This window comes from Nocardia jiangsuensis, assembly GCF_042650385.1.
GTDB lineage: Bacteria > Actinomycetota > Actinomycetes > Mycobacteriales > Mycobacteriaceae > Nocardia > Nocardia jiangsuensis.
The window spans coordinates 161,710-182,239 of record NZ_JBHSAX010000005.1 but is presented as its reverse complement, the minus strand read 5'-3'; the positions used below and the strand labels follow the sequence as shown (position 1 = coordinate 182,239).

General features: G+C 70.5%; 18 protein-coding genes and 3 pseudogenes. 12 read left to right on the top strand and 9 right to left on the bottom strand.

Annotation, left to right across the window (positions count from 1 at the left end):
* The first annotated feature begins 169 nt into the window (after nt 1-169).
* The 6 genes from ACFO0B_RS06025 (at nt 170) to ACFO0B_RS06000 (ending at nt 6,384) form a co-directional block, all read left to right on the top strand.
* Nucleotides 170-709, top strand: coding sequence for a TerD family protein (locus tag ACFO0B_RS06025; protein ID WP_378611290.1), 540 nt, complete (start codon nt 170-172; stop codon nt 707-709).
* Between the two features lie 330 nt (nt 710-1,039).
* On the top strand, nt 1,040-1,339 hold the full coding sequence (locus ACFO0B_RS06020) for a monovalent cation/H+ antiporter complex subunit F (protein ID WP_378611289.1): 300 nt from the start codon (nt 1,040-1,042) through the stop codon (nt 1,337-1,339).
* A 174-nt stretch (nt 1,340-1,513) separates the two neighbouring features.
* Nucleotides 1,514-2,797, top strand: coding sequence for a Na+/H+ antiporter NhaA (nhaA, locus tag ACFO0B_RS06015; protein ID WP_378611288.1), 1,284 nt, complete (start codon nt 1,514-1,516; stop codon nt 2,795-2,797).
* Nucleotides 2,794-3,321, top strand: coding sequence for a hypothetical protein (locus ACFO0B_RS06010; RefSeq protein WP_378611287.1), 528 nt, complete (start codon nt 2,794-2,796; stop codon nt 3,319-3,321). The genes nhaA and ACFO0B_RS06010 overlap by 4 nt, the downstream gene beginning before the upstream one ends.
* On the top strand, nt 3,318-4,373 hold the full coding sequence (locus ACFO0B_RS06005) for a potassium channel family protein (RefSeq protein ID WP_378611286.1): 1,056 nt from the start codon (nt 3,318-3,320) through the stop codon (nt 4,371-4,373). The genes ACFO0B_RS06010 and ACFO0B_RS06005 overlap by 4 nt, the downstream gene beginning before the upstream one ends.
* Before the next feature lie 391 nt (nt 4,374-4,764).
* Nucleotides 4,765-6,384 (top strand): MFS transporter, encoded by a 1,620-nt coding sequence (locus ACFO0B_RS06000; RefSeq protein WP_378611285.1) that lies wholly within the window; start codon nt 4,765-4,767, stop codon nt 6,382-6,384.
* A 202-nt stretch (nt 6,385-6,586) separates the two neighbouring features.
* Here the strand turns inward: ACFO0B_RS06000 and ACFO0B_RS05995 are convergent, their stop codons facing one another.
* The gene (locus tag ACFO0B_RS05995; protein WP_378611284.1) at nt 6,587-6,949 is read right to left on the bottom strand and encodes a cupin domain-containing protein; all 363 of its coding nucleotides are present in this window, start codon (nt 6,947-6,949) and stop codon (nt 6,587-6,589) included.
* A gap of 225 nt (nt 6,950-7,174) precedes the next feature.
* Here ACFO0B_RS05995 and ACFO0B_RS05990 point away from each other — a divergent pair.
* Together ACFO0B_RS05990 and ACFO0B_RS05985 are read left to right on the top strand one after the other, a co-directional pair.
* A pseudogene (locus ACFO0B_RS05990) lies at nt 7,175-8,611 on the top strand (CoA-acylating methylmalonate-semialdehyde dehydrogenase); the annotation flags it as partial.
* 55 nt (nt 8,612-8,666) lie between these two features.
* A pseudogene (locus ACFO0B_RS05985) lies at nt 8,667-8,732 on the top strand (hypothetical protein); the annotation flags it as partial.
* 97 nt (nt 8,733-8,829) lie between these two features.
* On the opposite strand, the pseudogene ACFO0B_RS05980 reads toward ACFO0B_RS05985, so the two are convergent.
* Nucleotides 8,830-9,579: pseudogene (locus ACFO0B_RS05980) on the bottom strand (NADPH-dependent F420 reductase); the annotation flags it as partial.
* 344 nt (nt 9,580-9,923) lie between these two features.
* On the opposite strand from ACFO0B_RS05980, the gene ACFO0B_RS05975 reads away from it, so the two are divergent.
* From ACFO0B_RS05975 to ACFO0B_RS05965, 3 genes are all read left to right on the top strand, one after another.
* Entirely contained in the window at nt 9,924-10,538 is a 615-nt protein-coding gene (locus ACFO0B_RS05975; RefSeq protein ID WP_378611283.1) for a TetR/AcrR family transcriptional regulator, read from the top strand.
* A gap of 280 nt (nt 10,539-10,818) precedes the next feature.
* Nucleotides 10,819-12,357 (top strand): MFS transporter, encoded by a 1,539-nt coding sequence (locus ACFO0B_RS05970; RefSeq protein WP_378611282.1) that lies wholly within the window; start codon nt 10,819-10,821, stop codon nt 12,355-12,357.
* Nucleotides 12,354-13,694 carry an NtaA/DmoA family FMN-dependent monooxygenase gene (locus tag ACFO0B_RS05965; RefSeq protein WP_378611281.1) on the top strand — a complete coding sequence of 447 codons (1,341 nt, stop codon included), beginning with the start codon at nt 12,354-12,356 and terminating at the stop codon, nt 13,692-13,694. Before ACFO0B_RS05970 ends, ACFO0B_RS05965 begins: the two co-directional genes overlap by 4 nt.
* Nucleotides 13,695-13,795: 101 nt before the next feature.
* On the opposite strand, the gene ACFO0B_RS05960 is transcribed toward ACFO0B_RS05965, so the two are convergent.
* The 4 genes from ACFO0B_RS05960 to ACFO0B_RS05945 form a co-directional block, all read right to left on the bottom strand.
* On the bottom strand, nt 13,796-14,218 hold the full coding sequence (locus ACFO0B_RS05960) for an organic hydroperoxide resistance protein (protein ID WP_378611280.1): 423 nt from the start codon (nt 14,216-14,218) through the stop codon (nt 13,796-13,798).
* A 36-nt stretch (nt 14,219-14,254) separates the two neighbouring features.
* On the bottom strand, nt 14,255-14,686 hold the full coding sequence (locus tag ACFO0B_RS05955) for a MarR family winged helix-turn-helix transcriptional regulator (RefSeq protein ID WP_378611279.1): 432 nt from the start codon (nt 14,684-14,686) through the stop codon (nt 14,255-14,257).
* An 83-nt stretch (nt 14,687-14,769) separates the two neighbouring features.
* Complete coding sequence (locus tag ACFO0B_RS05950; RefSeq protein ID WP_378611278.1) at nt 14,770-15,093, bottom strand: putative quinol monooxygenase; 324 nt, start codon at nt 15,091-15,093, stop codon at nt 14,770-14,772.
* Between the two features lie 148 nt (nt 15,094-15,241).
* Nucleotides 15,242-16,150, bottom strand: a complete 909-nt coding sequence (locus ACFO0B_RS05945; protein WP_378611277.1) for an oxidoreductase — start codon at nt 16,148-16,150, stop codon at nt 15,242-15,244.
* 102 nt (nt 16,151-16,252) lie between these two features.
* On the opposite strand from ACFO0B_RS05945, the gene ACFO0B_RS05940 reads away from it, so the two are divergent.
* Nucleotides 16,253-16,816, top strand: a complete 564-nt coding sequence (locus ACFO0B_RS05940; protein ID WP_378611276.1) for a TetR/AcrR family transcriptional regulator — start codon at nt 16,253-16,255, stop codon at nt 16,814-16,816.
* Nucleotides 16,817-17,065: 249 nt separating this feature from the next.
* On the opposite strand, the gene ACFO0B_RS05935 is transcribed toward ACFO0B_RS05940, so the two are convergent.
* The 3 genes from ACFO0B_RS05935 to ACFO0B_RS05925 form a co-directional block, all read right to left on the bottom strand.
* Nucleotides 17,066-17,206 carry a helix-turn-helix domain-containing protein gene (locus tag ACFO0B_RS05935; RefSeq protein ID WP_378611382.1) on the bottom strand — a complete coding sequence of 47 codons (141 nt, stop codon included), beginning with the start codon at nt 17,204-17,206 and terminating at the stop codon, nt 17,066-17,068.
* Entirely contained in the window at nt 17,163-19,106 is a 1,944-nt protein-coding gene (gene dnaK / locus ACFO0B_RS05930; RefSeq protein ID WP_378611275.1) for a molecular chaperone DnaK, read from the bottom strand. The genes ACFO0B_RS05935 and dnaK overlap by 44 nt, the downstream gene beginning before the upstream one ends.
* 245 nt (nt 19,107-19,351) lie before the next feature.
* Complete coding sequence (locus ACFO0B_RS05925) at nt 19,352-20,437, bottom strand: hypothetical protein (protein ID WP_378611274.1); 1,086 nt, start codon at nt 20,435-20,437, stop codon at nt 19,352-19,354.
* Between the last annotated feature and the right edge of the window lie 93 nt (nt 20,438-20,530).

The window sequence follows — 20,530 nt, the reverse complement described above, 5'->3', positions numbered from 1 at the left end:
CGACCAGACTTCCCGGCGCACCTGCAATGAAAGGTACTCCTCGCACCGCCCCGGCGGAAGGGCCGGCCGCGGTGCTCCGGTCGGCGGGTGTCGCGGGCTAGGCTGGGCCGGGGAGCACGGTGGCGCCGACCGGTTCGCGGACCGGTCGCTTGCTGGAGGGGAGACGACGATGCGATTGATGGATCAGTCCGGCGCGGTGCAGTACGTCAAGCTGGCGGTGGGCTGGGATCCGGTGCGGCGCACCAGGTTCGGATCCCGCAGCCGCGACGTCGACCTCAACGCCTCGGCCCTGCTCTACGCCGATCGGACACTGGTGGACGCGGTCTACCACGAGCAGCTCACCTCCAGCGACGGCGCCGTGCGCCACCACGGCGACAGCACCACCGGTGAGGGCAAGGGCGACAACGAGGTCATCACCATCGACCTGACCCGCCTCGGCGCGCACGTCGACGCGATCGCCCTGCTGGTCACCTGCTACACCGGCCAGACCTTCCCCGAGATCGACAACGCCTTCTGCCGACTGCTCGACGGCACCACCGATCGTGAGCTGAACCGCTATGACCTGGCAACCGCCGGCCCGGTCTCCGGCCTGCTGATGGGGATACTGCACCGGCGCCACCCCGCCTGGGAATACCACCGGCGCGAACTGCCGCTCGCGGCCAGGCACCCGGTGGAGGCCGTCCCGGCGATCACCGCCCACCTGAGCTGATCGACACCCCGGACCAGCCACCGGCCGCGCGAATCCCGAACCGGGTCGCTAAAGTGTGCGGCGGTGTGCCGGGAAGCCTGGTCGGCGAAGTGGTAGTCGTGCTGAGCCAGGGAGTCCTGTGGTGTGTCGATCGTGTCCGCTCGACCGTGCGTCGTTCCGGTGGTTGATCCACCACCGCCCGCCGAACGGGGCGTGGTCGGCGTTCGAACGCAGCCCGGACTCCCCGAGCCGGTCGCGGCCGTTCGGCGCGGCCTGTGCGACCCCCGTAGCGACGGGCAGTTCCGTACGCGCTGGGACCGGGATCCAGACCAGCGCCGCCGGGATCAGCCGATGACCGTCGTCGTCGTGATCGCCGCGGTACTGCTCAGCGCGGCAGCGGTGCTGACCTGCTACCGGCTGCTGGCCGGGCCCGATGTGCTCGATCGGGTCGTAGCCGTGGACTGCCTGGTCGCCACGGTGGTGGCCGGGCTCGCGGTCCGGGTGGTCGCCACCGGCGACACCTCGCTCATTCCGGCCCTCGTGGCGCTGTCGCTGGCCGGATTCCTCGGCACGGCCGCGGTCGCCCGCTATCGCGGCAGCCGTTTCCGCTCCGACGACCCCGGTCCGGGTGCCGGCGGCCCGCACCGGTGAGCACGACGATTTGCGGGTGCCGGGGGACTCGGGCAGAGTAAGCGGCGGAGAGCCGGGAAGTCTGGTCGGCACCTGGCCCGGGAACCGGGCAGGTTCGCCGACGACAGGACCGCTCATGTCACCCACTCCCTCCCCGCCGGGCACCGCCCGGCTACCCAGCTGCGCGAGACGCCGATGAGCGCGCCGCCGCGACTGCTACGGCCCGGATCGTGGACCGAGACCCAGCGCCTGGCGACGGTGCTGCGAACCGAGACCGCCGGTGGGCTGCTGCTGATCGGCGCCGCGATCATCGGCTTGCTGTGGGCGAACTCGCCCTGGTCGGCGGGGTACGACCGGCTACGGGAGTTGCAGATCGGCCCCGCGTCGCTGCACCTGGACCTCAGCCTGGGTACGTGGGCCGCCGACGGACTGCTGGCGATCTTCTTCTTCGTCGTCGGCCTGGAACTCAAACGGGAATTCGTCGCGGGCGATCTGCGCGATCCCGCCCGTGCGGCGCTGCCCATCGCCGCCGCCGTCGGCGGCATGGTGGCACCGGCGCTCATCTTCGTCGCGATCAACGCCCGAAACAGCGACGCGTTGTCCGGGTGGGCGATTCCCACCGCCACCGATATCGCCTTCGCCCTGGCCGTGCTGGCCGTACTCGGATCTCAGCTCCCGGCCGCGCTACGCACCTTCCTGCTCACGCTCGCCGTGGTCGACGACCTGCTCGCCGTCACCGTGATCGCCGTCTTCTACACCGACGACCTGCACCTCGGCTACCTGGCCGCGGCCGCCATCCCGCTGGCGGTGTTCACCCTGGCCGCGCGCCGCGCGCCGACGGTGTGGCTGTTGCTGCCCGCCGCGCTGCTCACCTGGGGGCTGGTGCACGCCTCCGGAGTCCACGCCACGGTGGCCGGCGTACTGCTCGGCCTGTCGGTCCCGGTCCTGGCCGGCCACGCCACCGGCGCCGGGGGCGAGCACGGGCCGGCGCAGCGGTTCGAACACCGCATCCGCCCGCTCTCCGCGGGCATCGCGGTACCGGTGTTCGCGTTCTTCGCCGCCGGCGTGCACCTGGGCGGGGTCACCGCCTTCACCGCCGCGCTCACCGACCCGGTCGTACTCGGCATCATCGCCGGCCTGGTCCTGGGCAAGGCGGCCGGCATCACGCTCACGACCTACCTCGTGGCCCGGTTCACCCGCTCCCGGCTCGACGACGACCTGGCCTGGATCGACGTCCTCGCCATCGGCTTGCTGGCCGGAATCGGTTTCACCGTCTCGCTGCTCATCGCCGGCCTGGCCTACGACGACCCCCTCGTCGCCGACCACGCGCGGGTCGGCGTCTTCCTCGCCACCGCCATCGCCGTACTCCTGGCCGCGATCCTGCTCACGATCCGCAACCGCGCCCACCGCGCCATCCGCGACGCACACGAACGCGACGACGACCACGACGGGATCCCCGATGTCCACCAACGGCCGTGATCACTGACCCCGCCCCGGCCCGCACCCTGCTGCGATCCCTGCGCCGCCACAGGATCGAGATCCCCGCCGCACCCGAGACCCGCGACCACCTGCTCGGCCGCGTGCACGACGCCTGGCGCACCGGCCGGCTCAGCGACGTCGGCTCCATCGCCACCGCGCTCACCGCCGACCACGCGAGCCCGATCCCCGGCCGCGTGCTGTGCAGCGGGCTCACCAACGCTCTGATCAGCGGCGACAACGCGGTGCTTCCCCTGGCCCAGCAACCGGTCACCGGCGAACGCCCGCTGCGGCGCTGCGCCCTGGCCCGGTTCGACCACAGCGACTGCGCGCTCTGGACACTCCGCGCGCACAGTATCTGGCTCGCCTGGGCCCTCGCCCGTATCCCCGAGCCGCCGGTCGGCAACGACACGGTGGTGGCAGCGCTTTTCAGCGATTGCCCCGGCTACGGGCACGAACTGCTCACCGAGCAGGCCACCGCGCGTCGTGATCCCCGCACGACCGCCCACTCGCGGCCACGCGGGTGAAGCGGGCGCCGCGCGCCGATTCCCCGGCCCTCCGCCGCGGTTTCGGACAGGTCGGAATCCTGCGCATCCCGCAACTGCCGGTGCACCCGGTGCGGGCCATCATCACCCGTATCGGGTACGCGATCGCCGCGCTGGCGACAGCCGTGCTGGTGGTCTACCTCGACCGCGACGGCTACACCGATTCCCACGACGGCACGGTTTCGCTGCTCGATGCCGTCTACTACGCCACGGTCTCGCTGTCGACGACCGGCTACGGCGACATCGCCCCGATCACCGCGCAAGCGCGCCTGGTCAACATCGCGGTGATCACCCCGCTGCGGGTGTTCTTCCTGATCGTGCTGGTCGGCACGACCCTGGCCGCGCTCACCGAGGACTCCCGGCAAGCCATGCGGATTCAGCGCTGGCGACGCCGAGCCGGCGACCATGTCGTCGTCATCGGGTACGGAACCAAAGGCCGCGCCGCCGTCGATGCGCTGGCCGGCGAGGGCTACCCGCCGGATCGGATCGTCGTGGTCGACACCGACCTCGGCGCATGCGATGCCGCCGCCGCCCGCGGGCTGATCACCCTGCACGGCTCGGCCACCGAGTCCCAGGTGCTGCGCCTGGCCGCGGTCCACCGCGCGGGTGCGGTCGTTGTCGCCACCGGCCGCGACGACACCGCCGTGCTGGCCACCCTCACCGCCCGCCACCACGCCCCGCGGGCCCGGATCACCGCAGCCGTTCGCGAAGCCGGGAACGCTGGACTGCTGCGCCGCTGCGGCGCCGACACCGTCGTGGTCACCTCCCAGACCACCGGGCGGCTGCTCGGCGTCGCGCGCACCACCCCGCGGGTGGTCGACCTCATCGAGGACATGCTCACCCCCGAATCCGGGTTCGCCCTCGCCCAGCGCCCCGCCCGCCCCGATGACATCGGCCGCGACGCCCGCGAACTGCCCGAGCTGGTCCTCGGCATCGTGCGCGACCAGCACCTGCACCGGGTCGGCGACCCCGGCACCCGCATCCGGGCCGGCGACGAACTACTCGCCCTGCGCCGCATCGAGCACAACCCATGACCTGGCACGCGCGCTCTCGCCCGGATCGCCGGCCACGGTGACCGGACTGCCGGCCCGCACCGACCCGGCGATATCGCCGGATGCGGTCGCTCCGGGCCGGCGAGCAGTCCCGCTCCGCCACCATTCAGCCGATCTCACCCGTTTCGGGGGAGGTGGGCCCGGACGCCGCCGCAAAGGCTGGGAGCCGGACCCACCCGAGGTGGTGACCTGACCGGAGGACCAGGCCATTTCCGCTGCTCCTCCAGGCCGGATTCGACGAGGCGCTCACCGATTCGGCGAGTCCTACGCCGACCGGAACGAACGCGATCACGCCGAGCTGTGCCGGGCGATCGACGACGGCCGGATCGCACACCCGGGGGTCCGACGCGGAAGAACTCGGAGGAGCGGTGTGATGGACGCGAACGGCAAACCCGCGGTGGTCGCGGGGTCGGGGCTGGTCTTGACCGTGCTCGCGGCGAGTCAGTTCCTGATGACGCTGGACAGCTCGGTGATGAACGTGTCCATGGCGACGGTGGCCGAGGATCTGGGAACGCCGATCACCGGCATCCAGACGGCCATCACGCTCTACACCCTGGTCATGGCGACGCTCATGATCACCGGTGGCAAGCTGGGGACGATCATGGGCAGGCGGCGGGCGTTCGCGCTCGGCCTGGTCGTCTACGGCGCGGGCTCGCTCGTCACCGCCACCGCGCCGAATCTGCCGGTGCTGCTGATCGGCTGGTCGCTGCTGGAGGGCATGGGCGCCGCGCTGATCATGCCCGCGATCGTCGCCCTGGTCGCCGCGAACTTCCCGCCGGAGCGGCGGCCCGCCGCCTACGGTCTGGTGGCGGCGTCCGGGGCGATGGCGGTGGCGGCCGGACCGCTGATCGGCGGCGCGGTGACCACCTTCGCCTCCTGGCGCTACGTCTTCGTCGGCGAAGTGGTGCTCGTCGTCCCGATCCTGCTCGCGCTCGGCCGGATCCGCGATGTCCCGGCCGCGAAGACCCGGCTCGACCTGGTCGGGTCGGCGCTGTCGGTGGTGAGCCTGGGCATGCTGGTGTTCGGCGTGCTGCGCTCGGGCGAATGGGGCTGGATCAGACCCGAGGCCGGTGGCCCGGAGTTGCTCGGGCTCTCGCCGGTGCTGTGGCTGCTGGTGGGCGGGCTGCTGACGCTCTTCGGGTTCCTGCGCTGGGAAACCCACCTGGCCGCGACGGGCGGTGAACCGCTGCTCGATCCCGGGATTCTGGACAATCGCCGGCTCACCGGCGGGCTGAGTATGTTCTTCGCCCAGTTCACCGTGCAGGCGGCGGTCTTCTTCACCGTGCCGCTGTTCCTGTCCGTCGTGCTCGAGCTGAACGCGCTGCAGACCGGGCTCCGGCTCGTTCCGCTGTCGGTGGCGCTGCTGCTGGCCGCGGCCGGGATCCCCGCGCTCCGGCCGCGGGCGAGCCCGCGGCGGGTCGTGCGATTCGGGCTGACCTCCATGATCATCGGCATTCTGTTGCTCGCGGCCGGGATGGACCCGGGCGCCGCGGCCGGTGTGGTGGCGGTGCCGATGGTGCTGATGGGCTTCGGGCTGGGCGCGCTGGCCTCCCAGCTCGGCGCCGTCACGGTCTCGGCGGTCCCCGATTCGCGCAGCGCCGAGGTCGGCGGCCTGCAGAACACGGCGACCAACCTCGGCGCCTCGCTCGGTACGGCGCTGGTCGGGTCGGTGCTCATCGCCACCTTGAGCACCTGGGTCATGGCGGGGTTGCGCGACGATCCCGCGGTACCCGCGTCGGTGCAGGAGCGCGCCACCACCGAACTGGCGGCCGGTGTCCCGTTTCTCTCCGATACGCAGCTGGCGTCGGCGCTGGCCGACGCGACGGTTCCGGAGACGGTCGCCGATGACGTTCTCGCGCTCAACGCGGAGGCGCGGCTGGAGGCGCTGCGGGTCGCGTTCGGGGTCACCGCGCTGCTCGCCATCGCCGCGCTGTTCCGCACCGGCCGGGTACCCCGCGAGCCAGTCGGCGCGCAGGACGACGCGCGCCGATGACCCGGTCCGTGCGGCTACGTGCTGAACCCGCGCGACGGCATCGGCCCCGACGGCACGCGCCTACTACGTCGACTCCCCCACCCGCCGCATCGATGTCCTCACCGTGCGCGACGGGCAGCCGTTCGATCGGAAACCGTTTGCGCACATCGCGACCGGCTCACCGTCGACGCGGGTCGGGGGTGACGGGAATACCCGGCCGGGATCACCGCTTGGCGTAGTCGGCGACACCTTGCCAGTCGATCATGACGCAGGGTTCGTCCCCGACGGTCCAGGCATCGTGCCCGGGCGGGACGACCATGAAATCGCCGGGCCCGTACTCCTGCTTCTCGCCGTCGTCCATGACCACCGCCAGGTGCCCCGAGACGCAGTAGCCCATATGGGGCGCCTGGCAACTGTCGGTGCCCGCGATCGGCGCGACGTGTTCCGACCACTGCCAGCCGGGCTGGAAGATGGCCCGGCCCACCGGGCCGGCGTCGAGATTGACCAGATCGAGTCGACCCTTGCCCGCTTCGAAGGGGCGGGTCTCCTCGGGTGAATCGAAATTCCTCCGTACCAGACGGGACATCACCGTTCTCCTCGGTACTCGTGGCGTCGCGCCGAGTTGCGTCGGTGCGGTCCACCTCCACCCGTGCCGCTACCGGCCCACCCTCGAGCAATAGATTGTGATGGAGATCATAGTTTACGGCGTTTGACGCGGCGGCGGCAAGGGGCGCTGCCACGATTCAGGCGAAGAACGCGGAAGCGACAGGCGCGCCAGAACCGGCTCGAGGCCGGGCCGTCCTGTCGATGATCCGGCATCGACCAGGCGCAGGTGCTGCTCGCCTCGACGTCCGACGTCGACACGGCCGTGGCCTCGGCGGCGCAGGCGCAGAAGGTGTGGGCGGCCTACAACCCGCAGCGCCGTGGCCGGGTGATGATGAAATTCGTCGAGCTGGTGAACCGCGACATCGACGAACTGGCCGAGCTCCTCTCGATCGAGCACGGCAAGACCGTCGCCGACTCCAGGGGCGATATCCAGCGCGGCATCGAGGTCATCGAATTCGCCGTCGGCATCCCGCACCTGCTCAAGGGCGAGTTCACCGAGGGCGCCGGTACCGGCATCGACGTCTACTCGATGCGCCAGCCGCTCGGCGTCGTCGCCGGCATCACCCCGTTCAACTTCCCGGCGATGATCCCGCTGTGGAAGGCCGGGCCGCCCTCGCCTGCGGCAACGCCTTCATCCTCGAGCCCTCCGAGCGCGACCCGTCGGTGCCGCTGCGGCTGGCCGAGCTGTTCCTCGAGGCCGGGCTGCCGCCCGGGGTCTTCCAGGTGGTCAACGGCGACAAGGAGGCCGTCGACGCCCTGCTCGCCCACCCCAGAGGTCCGAGCGCTCGGCTTCGTCGGTTCGTCCGACATCGCGCAGTACATCTACTCGACCGCCGCCGCCAACGGCAAGCGCGCGCAGTGCTTCGGCGGCGCCAAGAACCACATGATCGTGATGCCCGACGCCGACCTCGACCAGACCGTCGACGCGCTCATCGGAGCCGGCTACGGCAGCGCCGGGGAACGCTGCATGGCGATCAGCGTCGCCGTCCCGGCCGGCGAGGAGACCGCGAACCGGCTGCGCGCCGCACTCGTCGAGCGCATCGCGCGGCTGCGCGTCGGGCACAGCCTCGACCCCGAGGCCGATTACGGGCCGCTGGTCACCGGCGCCGCTCTGGAGCGGGTCAGGAGCTACATCGGCCAGGGCGTCGAAGCCGGAGCCGAACTCGTCGTCGACGGACGCGAACAGGCCGCTACCGAGACGACTTTCGGCGACAACGACCTCGAGAACGGCTTCTTCATCGGCCCCACCCTGTTCGACCACGTCACCACCGACATGTCGATCTACACCGACGAGATCTTCGGCCCGGTCCTGTGCATCGTGCGCGCCGCCGACTACGAGCAGGCCCTGACGCTGCCCTCCGAGCACGAGTACGGCAACGGCGTGGCCATCTTCACCCGCGACGGCGACGCCGCCCGCGACTTCGTGTCCAAGGTCCCCCTCGGCATGGTCGGGGTCAACGTGCCCATCCCGGTTCCGGTGGACTACCACAGTTTCGGCGGCTGGAAGCGCTCCGGCTTCGGCGACCTCAACCAGCACGGCACCGCGGCGATCCAGTTCTACACCAAGGTCAAGACCGTCACCCAGCGCTGGCCGTCGGGCGTCAAGAACGGCGCCGAATTCGTGATCCCGACCATGAACTGAACGGTCCTGGCACTATTGCCCGGATCTCCCGAACCGTGCGCGCGACGGCGTCGCACTCGCGACGGACGTATGGATTCCCGATGGCGGCCCGGCGCCCGTGTTGCTGGTGCGTCTGCCCTACGGCGAAGCCAACCCCGACGGCTCTGTCACACCTGTTTCCCCTTATTCGCTACCTCCGGTCGTCGTGGTACTCGGGCAGCCCGGCGATCCCGCCGGGTTCACAGGAAGATCGCGCGTGTCAGCCGGACCGCGTACTCCGGATCGGGATCGACCGTCCCGTCGCCGACCCGCTCCGCGATCGCGGCGATGGAGATGTCGCGGCGCTTCGGCAGCCGGTCCTTCTCCGCCGAGGCCAGCGCGGGCGCCATCTCCTCGCGGGTGAGATCCGTGCAGTAGCACGGCGCACCAGGTTGCTGACGCCACGACTCGGCCAGCGGACCGGCATCGAAACCGTCGAAGCCGGTCTCCTCGACCAGGGTCATCCCCAGCCTCCGTGCCTCGACGTCATCGGCGGCAACCGGGATGGCGATGCGGCCCGGGGTCCCGGTAGGCACACCCTTCTCGGCCAGCGACGCCGCCCCGATCGCGTTCCACGCCTTGACGATGGGCCGCCCGATCTGCTCGGCAACCCACACACTCTCGACCTGACCGTCTTCGATGGCCGCGATCCTGTCGTCGCGCAGCGGGTAGTAGTTCGACGTATCGATGACGACGGCGGCGGCCGGTGCCGCGGCCAGCGTCGAGGCGAACCCGGGCATCCGATGCAGCGGCATCGACAGGATGACCACCTCGACGTCCTCGACCGCCTCGGCCGCCGCGACGGCGCGCGCACCGGCGACCAACGCCTCGGGATCGATCGTTTCCGGGCCGCGCGAGTTGGCGATCTTCACCTCGTGGCCGGCCGCACTCAGTTCCCGGCTCAGCGTCTTGCCGATGTTCCCGGCGCCGACGATTCCGATCTTCATCGCAGAAGTGCTCCTTCGTGTCGTTGATTAGCTCGGGTGATGCGCGAGGCCCTCGAGCGTGCGCCGAGGTCATCCATGCCACGACTGGTCAGCCGACAGGCCGAGGTGACCCGGTCGCCGACACCACGGATCGCGGCCTCCAGCGGCCTCGGGGCGTTGGACCAGGGGCGTGATGATGCCCGTGTCCATGTCCAGACGCGCGCCGAGGGCACCCTCGGTCTGCGGAGTGCCGTCCAGCAACTCCATAGCGCACTAGACAGTAGCACGCTAGATTAATTCCGTTTCGCTGCGGCGCTCGCCCCTCGCGGTAATGTGGAGGTATTCTCCGTTTTCACCGAGGAGGTCGGATGGCAGTCCACCAGGAGGCGACGCCGCGGAAGTCACGCGCCGATGCGGAGCGCAACCGGCTGCACATCCTCGACGTCGCGGAGGAGTTCTTCGCCGAGCACGGCGTCAGCGGCGCCATGCAGGACATCGCCAAGCGAGCCGCGATCGGGCCGGGCACCCTCTACCGCCACTTCCCGACCCGCGAGTCCCTCCTCGCGGCACTGCTGCAGGCCCGCTGGGAGGAGCTGGACGCCCGGCGGGCCGAGATCGAAGCCGAGGAGGACGACCCCCGAGCCGCGCTGGAGCTGTGGCTGACCGCGCTGGGTGACTATGTGACGGTCTTCGACGGCCTCCCCGGCCCTCTCCGAGAGGCGCTCAGCGAGACCACGTCGCCGCTGGCGATCACCTGCGAATGGCTCGTCGAGATCACGGGGCAGTTCCTCGCCGCCGCTCAGGCGGCCGGGGTCGCCCGTCCGTGGGTGCGCGATCGGGACCTCGTCCTCACCGTGCTGGCCTCCGCGTGGATCGCCGGTGCACAACTGGCGGACGAAGGCTCGGCGGACTCGCTGCGCGCCATCGCACGGGAGGGATGGCACGTGCCATCCACACTCGGAAGTTCTTCCTCGACGCCGTGACCGGACGATTCGCATCGGCCGCCCGGATTTCGTGGCCCGGGTCATAGCCGGCGCGCCGTTGACAAGCGGAGACCTTCTCCGTATCGTTCCTACATATACGGAGACCACCTCCGTTTATCACCCCTTGCATCGAAGCACCGGGTGACGCCCTGGTAGCGCGTGGTATCGGCCACGCCCACTGCAGCCCCGTCGAGTGCCGACCCACCCATCGGCCCGGACTCGATGCTGCGCGCCGACGGGCCGGGGTACATCGCAGCAACCGACTTCCACACCTCACGAGATGGCGAGCACGCACATGACCACCTCCTCGGCATCCGACGTCGCGGCCGCGGCGCCGTCGACCCCCTCCGGCGACCGGCTCCCGCCCGGTGTCGCCCTGGTCATCGGGGTCCTGATGGCCTCGACGTTCATCGTCTTCCTCAACGAGATGCTCCTCGGCGTCGCCCTGCCCACGCTGATCGCCGACTTCGGGGTCAGCCCGGGCACCGGCCAGTGGGTCACGACCGGCTTCCTGCTGACCATGGCCGTGCTGATCCCCGCCAGCAGTTTCGTGATGCGGCGATACCACATGCGCACGATCTTCCTGACCGCGATGTCGCTGTTCATCGTCGGGACGACGCTCGCCGCGGTCGCGCCCACGTTCGGCGTCCTGGTGGCAGGCCGGATCACTCAGGCCTCCGGCACCGCCGTCTTCCTGCCCCTGTTGATGACCACGACGATGCGTTTGGTCCCGGTCGCCCGCCGGGGCCGGATGATGGCGATCACGACGGCCGTGCCTGCCGTGGCGCCCGCTCTCGGCCCGGCGCTGTCGGGTGTCGTACTGGCCGCGCTGAGCTGGCGCTGGCTGTTCATCCTGATGCTGCCGATCGCGGTCGGCGCCCTGGTGCTGGGCGCGTGGGAGCTGCGCAACACCACCACCCCGGAGCCGGTGGCCATGGACGTGCCGTCGCTGTTGCTCTCCGCGGTCGGATTCGGCAGCCTGGTCTACGGGCTCTCGCTGATCGGCGAGGCGTCGGCCGGGCACTCCCCGATCTCGCCGTACCTGCCGATCGCGGTGGGGCTGGCGGGCCTGGTGGCGTTCGTCCTGCGGCAGATCCCCCTGCAGCGCCGTGACAGTGCGTTCCTGGACATGCGGATCTTCCTCCGGAAGTCGTTCCGCGTGGCACTTGTGACCATGGTCTTCGTCGCGGGCACCGGGATCGGCCTGCTGATCGTGATTCCGCTGGTGCTGACCAACGTCACCGGCCTGAGCACCCTGCAGCTCGGCCTCTTCCTGATCCCCGGGGGCGCGGCGATCTCCATCGTGGCGGCCCTGAGCGGCCGGGTGTACGACCGCTTCGGCCCGCGCCCCCTGATGATCCCCGCCGCCCTCGTCTGGCTGGCCGTCCTGTGGTTCTTCAGCGGGGTCGACGAGAGCACGAGCGTGGTCACGCTGATCCTCGCGTGGCTGGTGTTCACCAGTGCGCAGGCCGCGATGTGGGCGACGCTCACGACGAGTGCGATGGGCGCGTTGAAGGCAGAGCTCTACTCGCACGGCGCCTCGGCCTTCGCCACCGCCCAGCAGCTCGCCGGTGCGGCGTTCGGTGCGGTGTTCATCTCGGCCTACACCATCGGTTCCGGTGCCGGGAACGCCGGCGTGCTGAGCACCGCCCAGGCCGAGTCCGCCGGACAGGCCGCCTTCATCACCGCCTGGGTGATCGGCCTGCTCGTGCTGGCGGGCGCCGTTCTCGTCGGGCGGACGTCGAGTGCGGCCACCGAGGGGACGACCGCCCTCGAGACGGTCGAATCCGAAACGCCTCGCGAAGCGGGGGTCCGGTGACCGCGGAGAAGAAGCTGATCCTCGGGATGGGGCTGATCGATGGATACGGCGGCCTGCACGGCGCCTGGCGTGCCCCGCACGTGGACCCCGGGACCTACGCCGATGTCGACGCCACCGTGCGGCACGCGCGAGCCGCCGAACGGGGCAAGTTCGCCTTCCTCTTCACCCCCGACTTCCCCGCCGTACGCGGCGACGTCGAACACTCCACGATCAGCAACCTCATGGACCCGCTCATCCAGCTCACCGCCGTCGCGCGCGAGACGACGAACATCGGCTTCGTCGCGACCGGGTCGACGACGTTCCAGGAACCGTTCAACACCGCACGCCAATTCAAGGCCCTGGACGTCGTCAGCCACGGGCGCGCGGGCTGGAACGCGGTGACGACCAGCGACCCCGCCGTCGCCGCGAACTACGGACGGCCCGTCGCCGATCGGGCCGAGCGCTACCAGCGGGCGCACGAGACGATTCAGATCGTCCAGGCACTCTGGGGCAGCTGGGGAGAAGACGCGTGGATCAAGGACCAGGCAGCGAACCGCTTCATCGACCCGGCGAAATTGCAGCCCGTCAACCTGCGGGGCCGGTACGTCGCTTCGCGAGGCCCCCTGGCGATCCCGCCGTCGGAACAGGGTCAGCCCGTCGTCTTCACCTCCGGCGGCCCCAGCCCGCACCTGCTGTCGATCGCCGGCCGCTACGCGAGCGGATTCATCGCCGAGGTGTGGACGATCGAACAGGCGCGCGCCCAGCGCGAGCTCGTGCGGAACGCCGCACGCGAAGCAGGCCGCGACCCCGACGAGATCAAGTACATCGCCGGCCTCATGACCACCGTCGCGCCGACCGTGCGCGCGGGCCTCGACCGTCGCCTGACGTACTCGGCCGACGTCATCGAGGCCCGCCTGCCCCACCTCGGCGCGATGCTCGGAATCCGGATCCAGCCCGACCGATACGACGAACCACTCACGCAGGACCAACTGGCCTCCGCGCACGCCGCACCGGCGGACCCGCGCTCGTCGAACGCCCTCGCGGTGGCACGCCAGGGGTGGTCCCCGCGCGACATCCTCGCCCACGGCGTGATCGACTACCACCCCACCGTCGTGGGTCCGGGCCGGCTCCACGCCGACCACCTACAGGAATGGTTCGAAGCGGGCGCCGCCGACGGCTTCTGGGTCACACCCGACATCTACGAGGACGGCGTCGACGCCTTCGTCGACGAGGTGGTGCCCATCCTCCAGGAACGCGGCATCTACCCCACCGAATACCCGGGCCGGACCCTGCGCGCGAACCTCGGCATTCCGCACCGGTACGGGCTCGACCCGCGCATCGCCGGAACCGACGGGTGATCGGGGAATGCCACCGATTCCCCGATGACCTCTCCGCGGTACATGTCCACGGCACCGACCGGAGTGGGCCGAAGTGCCGGAGACCTCACAGGCGGGGGCGATCAGTCGTCGGAGACGGTGATCGTGACGTCGATATTGCCGCGGGTGGCGTTCGAGTACGGGCACACCTGGTGAGCCTTGTCGGCCAGGCTCTGCGCCGTGGCGTGGTCCAGATGCGGCAGCGTCACCTCCAGGGTGACCTCGAGCCCGAAGGCGCCGCCGTCGAGCGCGCCGATGCCGACCTGCGCGCCGACCGAAGAATCGTCGACGTTCGCGCCCGCCTGCTTGGCCACCATCCGCAGCGCGGAGTGGTAGCACGCCGCGTAGCCGACGGCGAAGAGCTGCTCGGGGTTGGTCCCCTGGCCCGAGCCCCCCATCTCGGTGGGGATCGCCAGCGTCACATCGAGCTTGCCGTCCGACGTGCGTCCGGCGCCGTTGCGGCCGTCGCCACTCACGATGGCCTCGGCGGTGTAGATGGCTTCCATGTGTTCTCCTGTCGTCGGATGTGTCGAGGGGCGGTGTCACGCCGCCCGGTGCACGGTGCGGGTCAGCCGGTCGAGGGTCGAGCGGAGCTCGGCCGTTTCCCCTGCGGTGAGCCCGGAGCGCGAGGCCGGCAGTAGCGGCACCGCGATCGCGCGCTCCCGCAGCGCCGCACCGGCCGCGGTGAGGTGTACCGCGACCCGCCGCTCGTCGGCGGCCTGCCGTTCGCGGCGCACCAGCCGCCCGCGCTCCAGGCGGCGCAGCAGCGGCGAGAGCGTGCCCGTGTCGAGCTCCAGCTCGCGACCGAGGTCGCGCACCTCGCGCCCGTCCCGCTCCCACAGCGCCAGCATCACCAGGTACTGCGGGTAGGTGAGGTCGAGCTCGGCGAGCGCGGGGCGGTAGACGGATGTCAGCGCACGCGACGCCTTGTACAGCGCGAAGCAGAGCTGCTGGTCGAGCGCGAGGACATCCACTCCCACAACGTAGCGCACATTTCAATTGAGAACAATCTAGTTGCCCGCGATTCAAAAGTGGGAGTGACGACGATCGAGCGGGTCTACAGGGCGCCGAGCTCGCCGTCGCCCGCAGGCAGCGGCTGCAGCAGGCTCACCTCGATGGACTCCGCCAGCAGACCGTCGAGCTCCGCACTCAGGGCGGCGAACGCCGCTCCGCCGCCGTGTTTCTGCAGGTCCTCCGCCGAGCTCCACTTCTCGATGACCACGAAACCCGTCCGGCTGCGGTGCGCGGCATAGAGCTCGCACCCCGCGTCCTGCTCGTGCGTGGCCGCGACGGCCCGGCGCAGCGCGGCCTCCACCGCGTCCTCCTTTCCGGGCAGCGGGACGAGATCGGCGACGACCACGACGGGTTCGGAATCGGCCATGAGCACTCCTTTTTCAGCGCCCCACGCCGCAGCGGCGCGGGAGACGTACCCGAGCCTAGAGCCGGATCGGTGCTCGGCGCGGGGCAATTCGAGCCCTACACCCCGGTGGCGCCGAAGACGACGATGCGCATCGCGCTCCCGTCTCTCGTCAGCTCAGGCCGTAGGAGACGCCGGTGAGCTCCTCGGAAACCGCCCACAGCCGCCGGGCGATCTCGGTGTCGTGGGACTGCTTGCTCGATTCGGCGAGCACCGGGTAGCCGCGCAGGCCACCGGGGCCGCCAGGGCCGTAGTACTGACCGCCGCGGGCGGCCGGGTCGGTGGCGGCGCGCAGCGTCGGCAGCGCACCCATCGCGGCGGACTGGGACAGCAACCGCATCGCCGGCACCCGGATCACCGCGGGCAGATGCCTGCCCAGCTCGGTATTGGAGCCGCCGGGGTGGGCGGCGAGCGCGGCCGTGCCCTGCCCCGCGGCGGTCAGGCGGCGCTGCAGTTCGTAGGTGAACAGCAGGTTGGCCAGCTTGGACTGCCCGTAGGCTTCCATCCGGGTGTACTTCCGATCGAAGTTCAGGTCGTCGAAGTGGATGGCGGCGCGGAGCCGGTGTCCGACGCTGCTGACGGTGACCACGCGCGAGCCCGGGACCGGCAGCAGGTGCTCGAGCAGCAGCCCGGTCAGCGCGAAGTGGCCCAGGTGGTTCGTGCCGAACTGCAACTCGAAGCCGTCGGCGGTGCGCTGCTTGGGCGGATACATCACCCCGGCGTTGTTGATCAGCAGGTCGATGCGCGGGTGCGCGGCCTTGATCTCCTCGGCGGCGGTCCGGACGTCGGCCAGCGCGCCCAGATCCAATCGCCGCAGCTCGACCCGCGCGGCCGGGGTGGCGGCGACGATGCGCTCGGCGGCGGCCTTGCCCCGGTCGAGGTCACGCACGGCCAGCACCACGCGGGCACCCTCGGTGGCGAGCGCGGCGGCGGTCTCGAAGCCGAGCCCGGAGTTCGCGCCGGTGACGATCGCGGTGCGGCCGGTCTGGTCGGGAATGTCGGCGGTGGTCCACTTCGCCATGCGATCTCCTCCGTAGAATCGGTAACCGGAGCGTTGACTCCGCTTACCGACGACTATACGGAACGTGCGCCCCGTTTCAAGGCGCCAGGAGGTGAGACCGGAGTGGCCGACACTGCCAGACCACTGCGTGCCGATGCCGCCCGGAACCGGGAGACCGTGCTGGAGAACGCCTATCGGGCCTTCGCCGAGGAGGGGCTGACGGTGCCGATCGACGAGATCGCCCGCCGCGCCGGCGTGGGAGCCGGCACCGTCTACCGGCACTTCCCCACCAAGAGCGCCCTCTTCGCGGCCGTGATCGACCATCGCCTCGGCCAGGTCGTCGCCGCCGGGCAGGCCCTGCTCGACACCGGACCACCGGGCGCCGCCCTGGCCGGTTTCATCCACGCCATGGCCCTGGACTGGGGCGCGGCCGATCAGGGGCTGGCCCAGGCCATCGCCGGTGCCGGCACTCCGGACGATGTCGTGCCGCAGGCCGAGGAACAGTTCATGGAGTTGCTCGCCGAACTGCTGGCCGCCGCGCGGCAGGCCGGGACGGTGCGCGCGGATCTCACTCCGCGGGAGGTCAAGGCGATCATCGTCGCTTGCCAGGCGGCGCAGAGCCACACCCCCGACGTCGCGGACCGGGTCACCGCGATCATCCTCGACGGGCTCCGACCGCGGTCGTAACTCTCGCAGCGCGTCTCCGGTGTCGCGGCGGGCCCGGCCCGTCGGCCATCGGGGCCTCTACATCCGGAAACCGGCGGGGCCGCGCACCGCAGCGGCCGCCAGTTGCTCGGCCCGCGCGGCCGACACCGGCGAGCCGGGCGGGCCGAGCGCAGAATGTTGCGGCAGGGCGCCATGGTCACCCCCGGCCGCCCCGGCACGCGGGCCGCACCGCGCGTCCGCTACGCGCCCGGCGGACCGATGGTTGCCCGGTCACAGCTCAGGGGCGACGAAGAGGAATTGCCAGGCGCGCGTTGCCGCTTGCAGATTGAACCGGATGTTCATATCGCGGAGGTCGAACCCGGTGAGCTCACGGATGCGGCCGAGGCGATAGCGCAGGGTGCTGCGATGGATGTGGAGGGCAGCGGCGGATTCGTCGTAGCTGCCGCCGCATTCGAGATACTGGGCGAGGGTGTACACCGCCTGCCGCCGCACCCGCGTAGCCGGACGGTCCGCCGCCGGATTCGGTCGACTGCAACCCGTACAGCAGCTGCTGGAGCTCCGAGGTGAGCGACTGCACCCGCTCCGGCGGCGCTTCCTCCTTGACGGCCTGTCTGGCGTCGGCGATCAGCATCTCGGCGCGTGCCCGCTCGTGCGGCGGCGCGCTCTCCCCGAGCTCGGCCAGCCGCCGTTCCACCTGGTACGCGGCCGAATCCAGCGCGTTGCGGGCGTCGACGGCCTTGCGCAGCTGCTCGTCTTCGCGGCGGTGCCGCTCGGCCTCGGCGAGCATCCGATCGACCTCGGACTGGTCGAGATTGGACTGCTCGCTGATCGTGATGCTCTGCTCGCCACCGGTGTCCTTGTCGCGCGCGGTGACGTTGAGGATGCCGTTGGCGTCGACGTCGAAGGTGACCTCGACCTGCGCCTGGCCGCGTGGCGCGGGCCGGATGTCTTCGAGCCGGAATCGGCCGAGCGCCCGGTTGTCGCCGGCGCGCTCGCGTTCTCCCTGGAGCACGACCACGTCGACCGCGGGCTGGTTGTCCTCGGCGGTGGAGAAGACCTCGCTGCGCCGGGCCGGGATGGTGGTGTTGCGTTCGATGATCTTCGTCATCACCCCGCCCTGGGTCTCCACGCCCAGCGACAGCGGCGTGACATCCAGCAGCAGCACGTCGGTGACCTCGCCCTTGAGCACGCCCGCCTGAACCGCCGCGCCGAGCGCGACCACCTCGTCCGGGTTCACGCTCATATTCGGGTCCTTGCCGCCGGTCAGCCTGCGTACCAACGCCTGGATCGCCGGGATGCGGGTGGAACCGCCGACCAGGATCACCTCGTCGATGTCGTTGGCGGTGACCGTGGCATCGGCCATGGCCTGCTCGACCGGGCCGAGGCAGCGCTGCACCAGATCCGCGGTCAGGTCCTCGAACTTCGCGCGCATGAGCGTGGTGGTGAGGTGCTTGGGCCCGTTCGCGTCGGCGGTGACGAAGGGGAGGCTCACCTGTGTCTGTGTCACCGAGGACAGCTCGACCTTGGCCTTCTCCGCCGCCTCGAAGAGTCGTTGCAGCGCTTGCGGATCCGCGCGCAGGTCGATGTGCTCCGCGCGCTGGAATTCGTCGGCCAGATAGTCGACGATGCGCCGGTCGAAGTCGTCGCCGCCCAGGTGCGAATCGCCCGCGGTGGAACGGACCTCGACCACGCCGTCACCGACATCGAGCAGGCTCACGTCGAAGGTGCCGCCACCGAGATCGAAGACGAGCACCGTCTCCTGGGTCTGCTTGTCCAAGCCGTACGCCAGCGCGGCTGCGGTCGGCTCGTTGATGATGCGCAGGACCTCGAGTCCCGCGATCCGGCCCGCGTCCTTGGTGGCGTTGCGCTGCGCGTCGTTGAAGTAGGCGGGCACGGTGATCACCGCTTCCCTGACCCGCTCCCCCAGATACTTGCTCGCGTCGTCGACCAGCTTGCGCAGCACCAGCGCGCTGATCTCCTCGGGCGCATACAGTTTGCCCCGCACGTCGAATCGGGCTACCCCGCCCTCGCCCTCGACGACGTCGAAGCTCACCGCCCTCGCCTCCGCCGAGATCTCGTCGAAGTGCCGCCCGATGAAGCGCTTCGCCGAGTAGATCGTGCCCTTCGGATTCAGAATCGCCTGCCTGCGCGCGAGCTGACCGACGAGTCGCTCACCGCTCTCGGTGAAGGCGACCACCGACGGCGTGGTGCGCGCGCCCTCGGCATTGGCGATCACCACCGGCTCCCCGCCCTGCCAGCTCGCGATGACGGAGTTCGTCGTTCCCAGATCGATCCCTACAGCAGTGGCCATATCAATTCCTTCGGATCAGCGCGGCCGACCGGCCGCCGGATACTCGATACCGCCGATCCTGCCGACCGTCTCGAAGCCACAACACGGCCCGGCAAGGCGAAAAGACACGCACCGATTGGTCCTGCCGGAACAGGGGCGACCACCACCGGCCCCGATCCTCGCCACCGGGATCTCCGAGCTCGCCGGATGGCTCAACGGGATGATCTACGCTCGAATGGGCGCTCGAACTGTACGCACCACGATCGTCACGCCTCGTTCGACCCGCTCCGGTGCCGGTCGATTCGCTGGCGCTGCCTGACCCCGTACGCCGCCTCCTTGACCGCGGTATCGTCCTCGAGACCGGACCCGAGGGCCCCGCCGATGGTCGCGATGGACGCCAGCAGCCACGCGAGGGTGAGGTAATCGGAAGAAGTCACCCCGTGCCCCAGAACGGGGGACAGGAGTTCAGGGGAGACGGTCAGCCACGCCGTGAACAACAGCAGGCAGAACAGGGCAACATACAGGACGCCGACACCGACGACCAGGGTGATCACGGTCGACATGTTGTACAGCACCGATCGATCGCGTTCCGCTCGCGACCGTGGTCGCTCCCAGAGCTCGTGGTCGAGAATCAGCCACAGAATCATCGCCGCGACCGACAGGACCGTCGCGGCGCTCATCCGCCAGGGGCTCATCGTGTCGGCGAACATCCAGATCGTGTCGGTGGAGAGTGCGATCGCTCCGGTGGCGAAGGCGCCGACCAGCACCTTCGAGAGACCGGTTACCAGTCGCCACGGCCGGTTGGCTCGCACCATCCCCGACAGCAGCCGCAATCGCCGCAGCCCCGGGGGTGCGAAGTACCGGATACCGCTGGTCGACTGCACAGACGGGAACCGTCGTGCCGCCCGGGAAGACGTGAATTCCAGGTCACCGAGCAGAGAGCTGATCACGAGTTCGGTGACGGTGCGGATACGGCGCTCGACCTGGATGCCGCCCACCCCGGGCACGGAGAGGAGCGCGAATCGGTGGTCCACACTGACATCGGCCACTACCGGCAGCGTGCCCTCACGGCGTGGCAGATCGGTGAGGTACACCACGAGATCCACGGCTTCGGCGGACGGATCGACCAGGTCGATCACCTCGGCGAAATCCGTTCCCTCGGCCAGCAGATAGGAATCGCGGCGCACGTGCGCCGACCACCGCCGCTCGATCCCGCCACGGGCTCGCAGACGTCCCGGCATCCACTCCGCCAGGCGTTCCGCGATGGCAGCGGGCTTTCCCGGATCCGCGATCAGCAACACCGAGACCCGCTCGCCGTCCCCATCGGCTCTCCAGCTCCCGTTCGCGTCCATCGCCTCCACGTACCCGCTCGAACCGGGCACAAACTCCGGGCGCCGCCGACTCGGGCGATGCCGGCCACCGCCGAGCGGCGGCTTCGAGTCGGT

Bases quoted from the DNA above. Each gene is read 5' to 3' on its own strand.
- ACFO0B_RS06000 (WP_378611285.1), top strand. From the start codon at position 4,765: ATGGACGCGAACGGCAAACCCGCGGTGGTCGCGGGGTCGGGGCTGGTC.
- ACFO0B_RS06020 (WP_378611289.1), top strand. From the start codon at position 1,040: ATGACCGTCGTCGTCGTGATCGCCGCGGTACTGCTCAGCGCGGCAGCG.
- ACFO0B_RS05995 (WP_378611284.1), bottom strand. From the start codon at position 6,949: ATGTCCCGTCTGGTACGGAGGAATTTCGATTCACCCGAGGAGACCCGC.
- ACFO0B_RS05975 (WP_378611283.1), top strand. From the start codon at position 9,924: ATGGCAGTCCACCAGGAGGCGACGCCGCGGAAGTCACGCGCCGATGCG.
- ACFO0B_RS06025 (WP_378611290.1), top strand. From the start codon at position 170: ATGCGATTGATGGATCAGTCCGGCGCGGTGCAGTACGTCAAGCTGGCG.
- dnaK (WP_378611275.1), bottom strand. From the start codon at position 19,106: ATGGCCACTGCTGTAGGGATCGATCTGGGAACGACGAACTCCGTCATC.
- nhaA (WP_378611288.1), top strand. From the start codon at position 1,514: ATGAGCGCGCCGCCGCGACTGCTACGGCCCGGATCGTGGACCGAGACC.
- ACFO0B_RS05970 (WP_378611282.1), top strand. From the start codon at position 10,819: ATGGCGAGCACGCACATGACCACCTCCTCGGCATCCGACGTCGCGGCC.
- ACFO0B_RS05950 (WP_378611278.1), bottom strand. From the start codon at position 15,093: ATGGCCGATTCCGAACCCGTCGTGGTCGTCGCCGATCTCGTCCCGCTG.
- ACFO0B_RS05960 (WP_378611280.1), bottom strand. From the start codon at position 14,218: ATGGAAGCCATCTACACCGCCGAGGCCATCGTGAGTGGCGACGGCCGC.
- ACFO0B_RS05945 (WP_378611277.1), bottom strand. From the start codon at position 16,150: ATGGCGAAGTGGACCACCGCCGACATTCCCGACCAGACCGGCCGCACC.
- ACFO0B_RS05925 (WP_378611274.1), bottom strand. From the start codon at position 20,437: ATGGACGCGAACGGGAGCTGGAGAGCCGATGGGGACGGCGAGCGGGTC.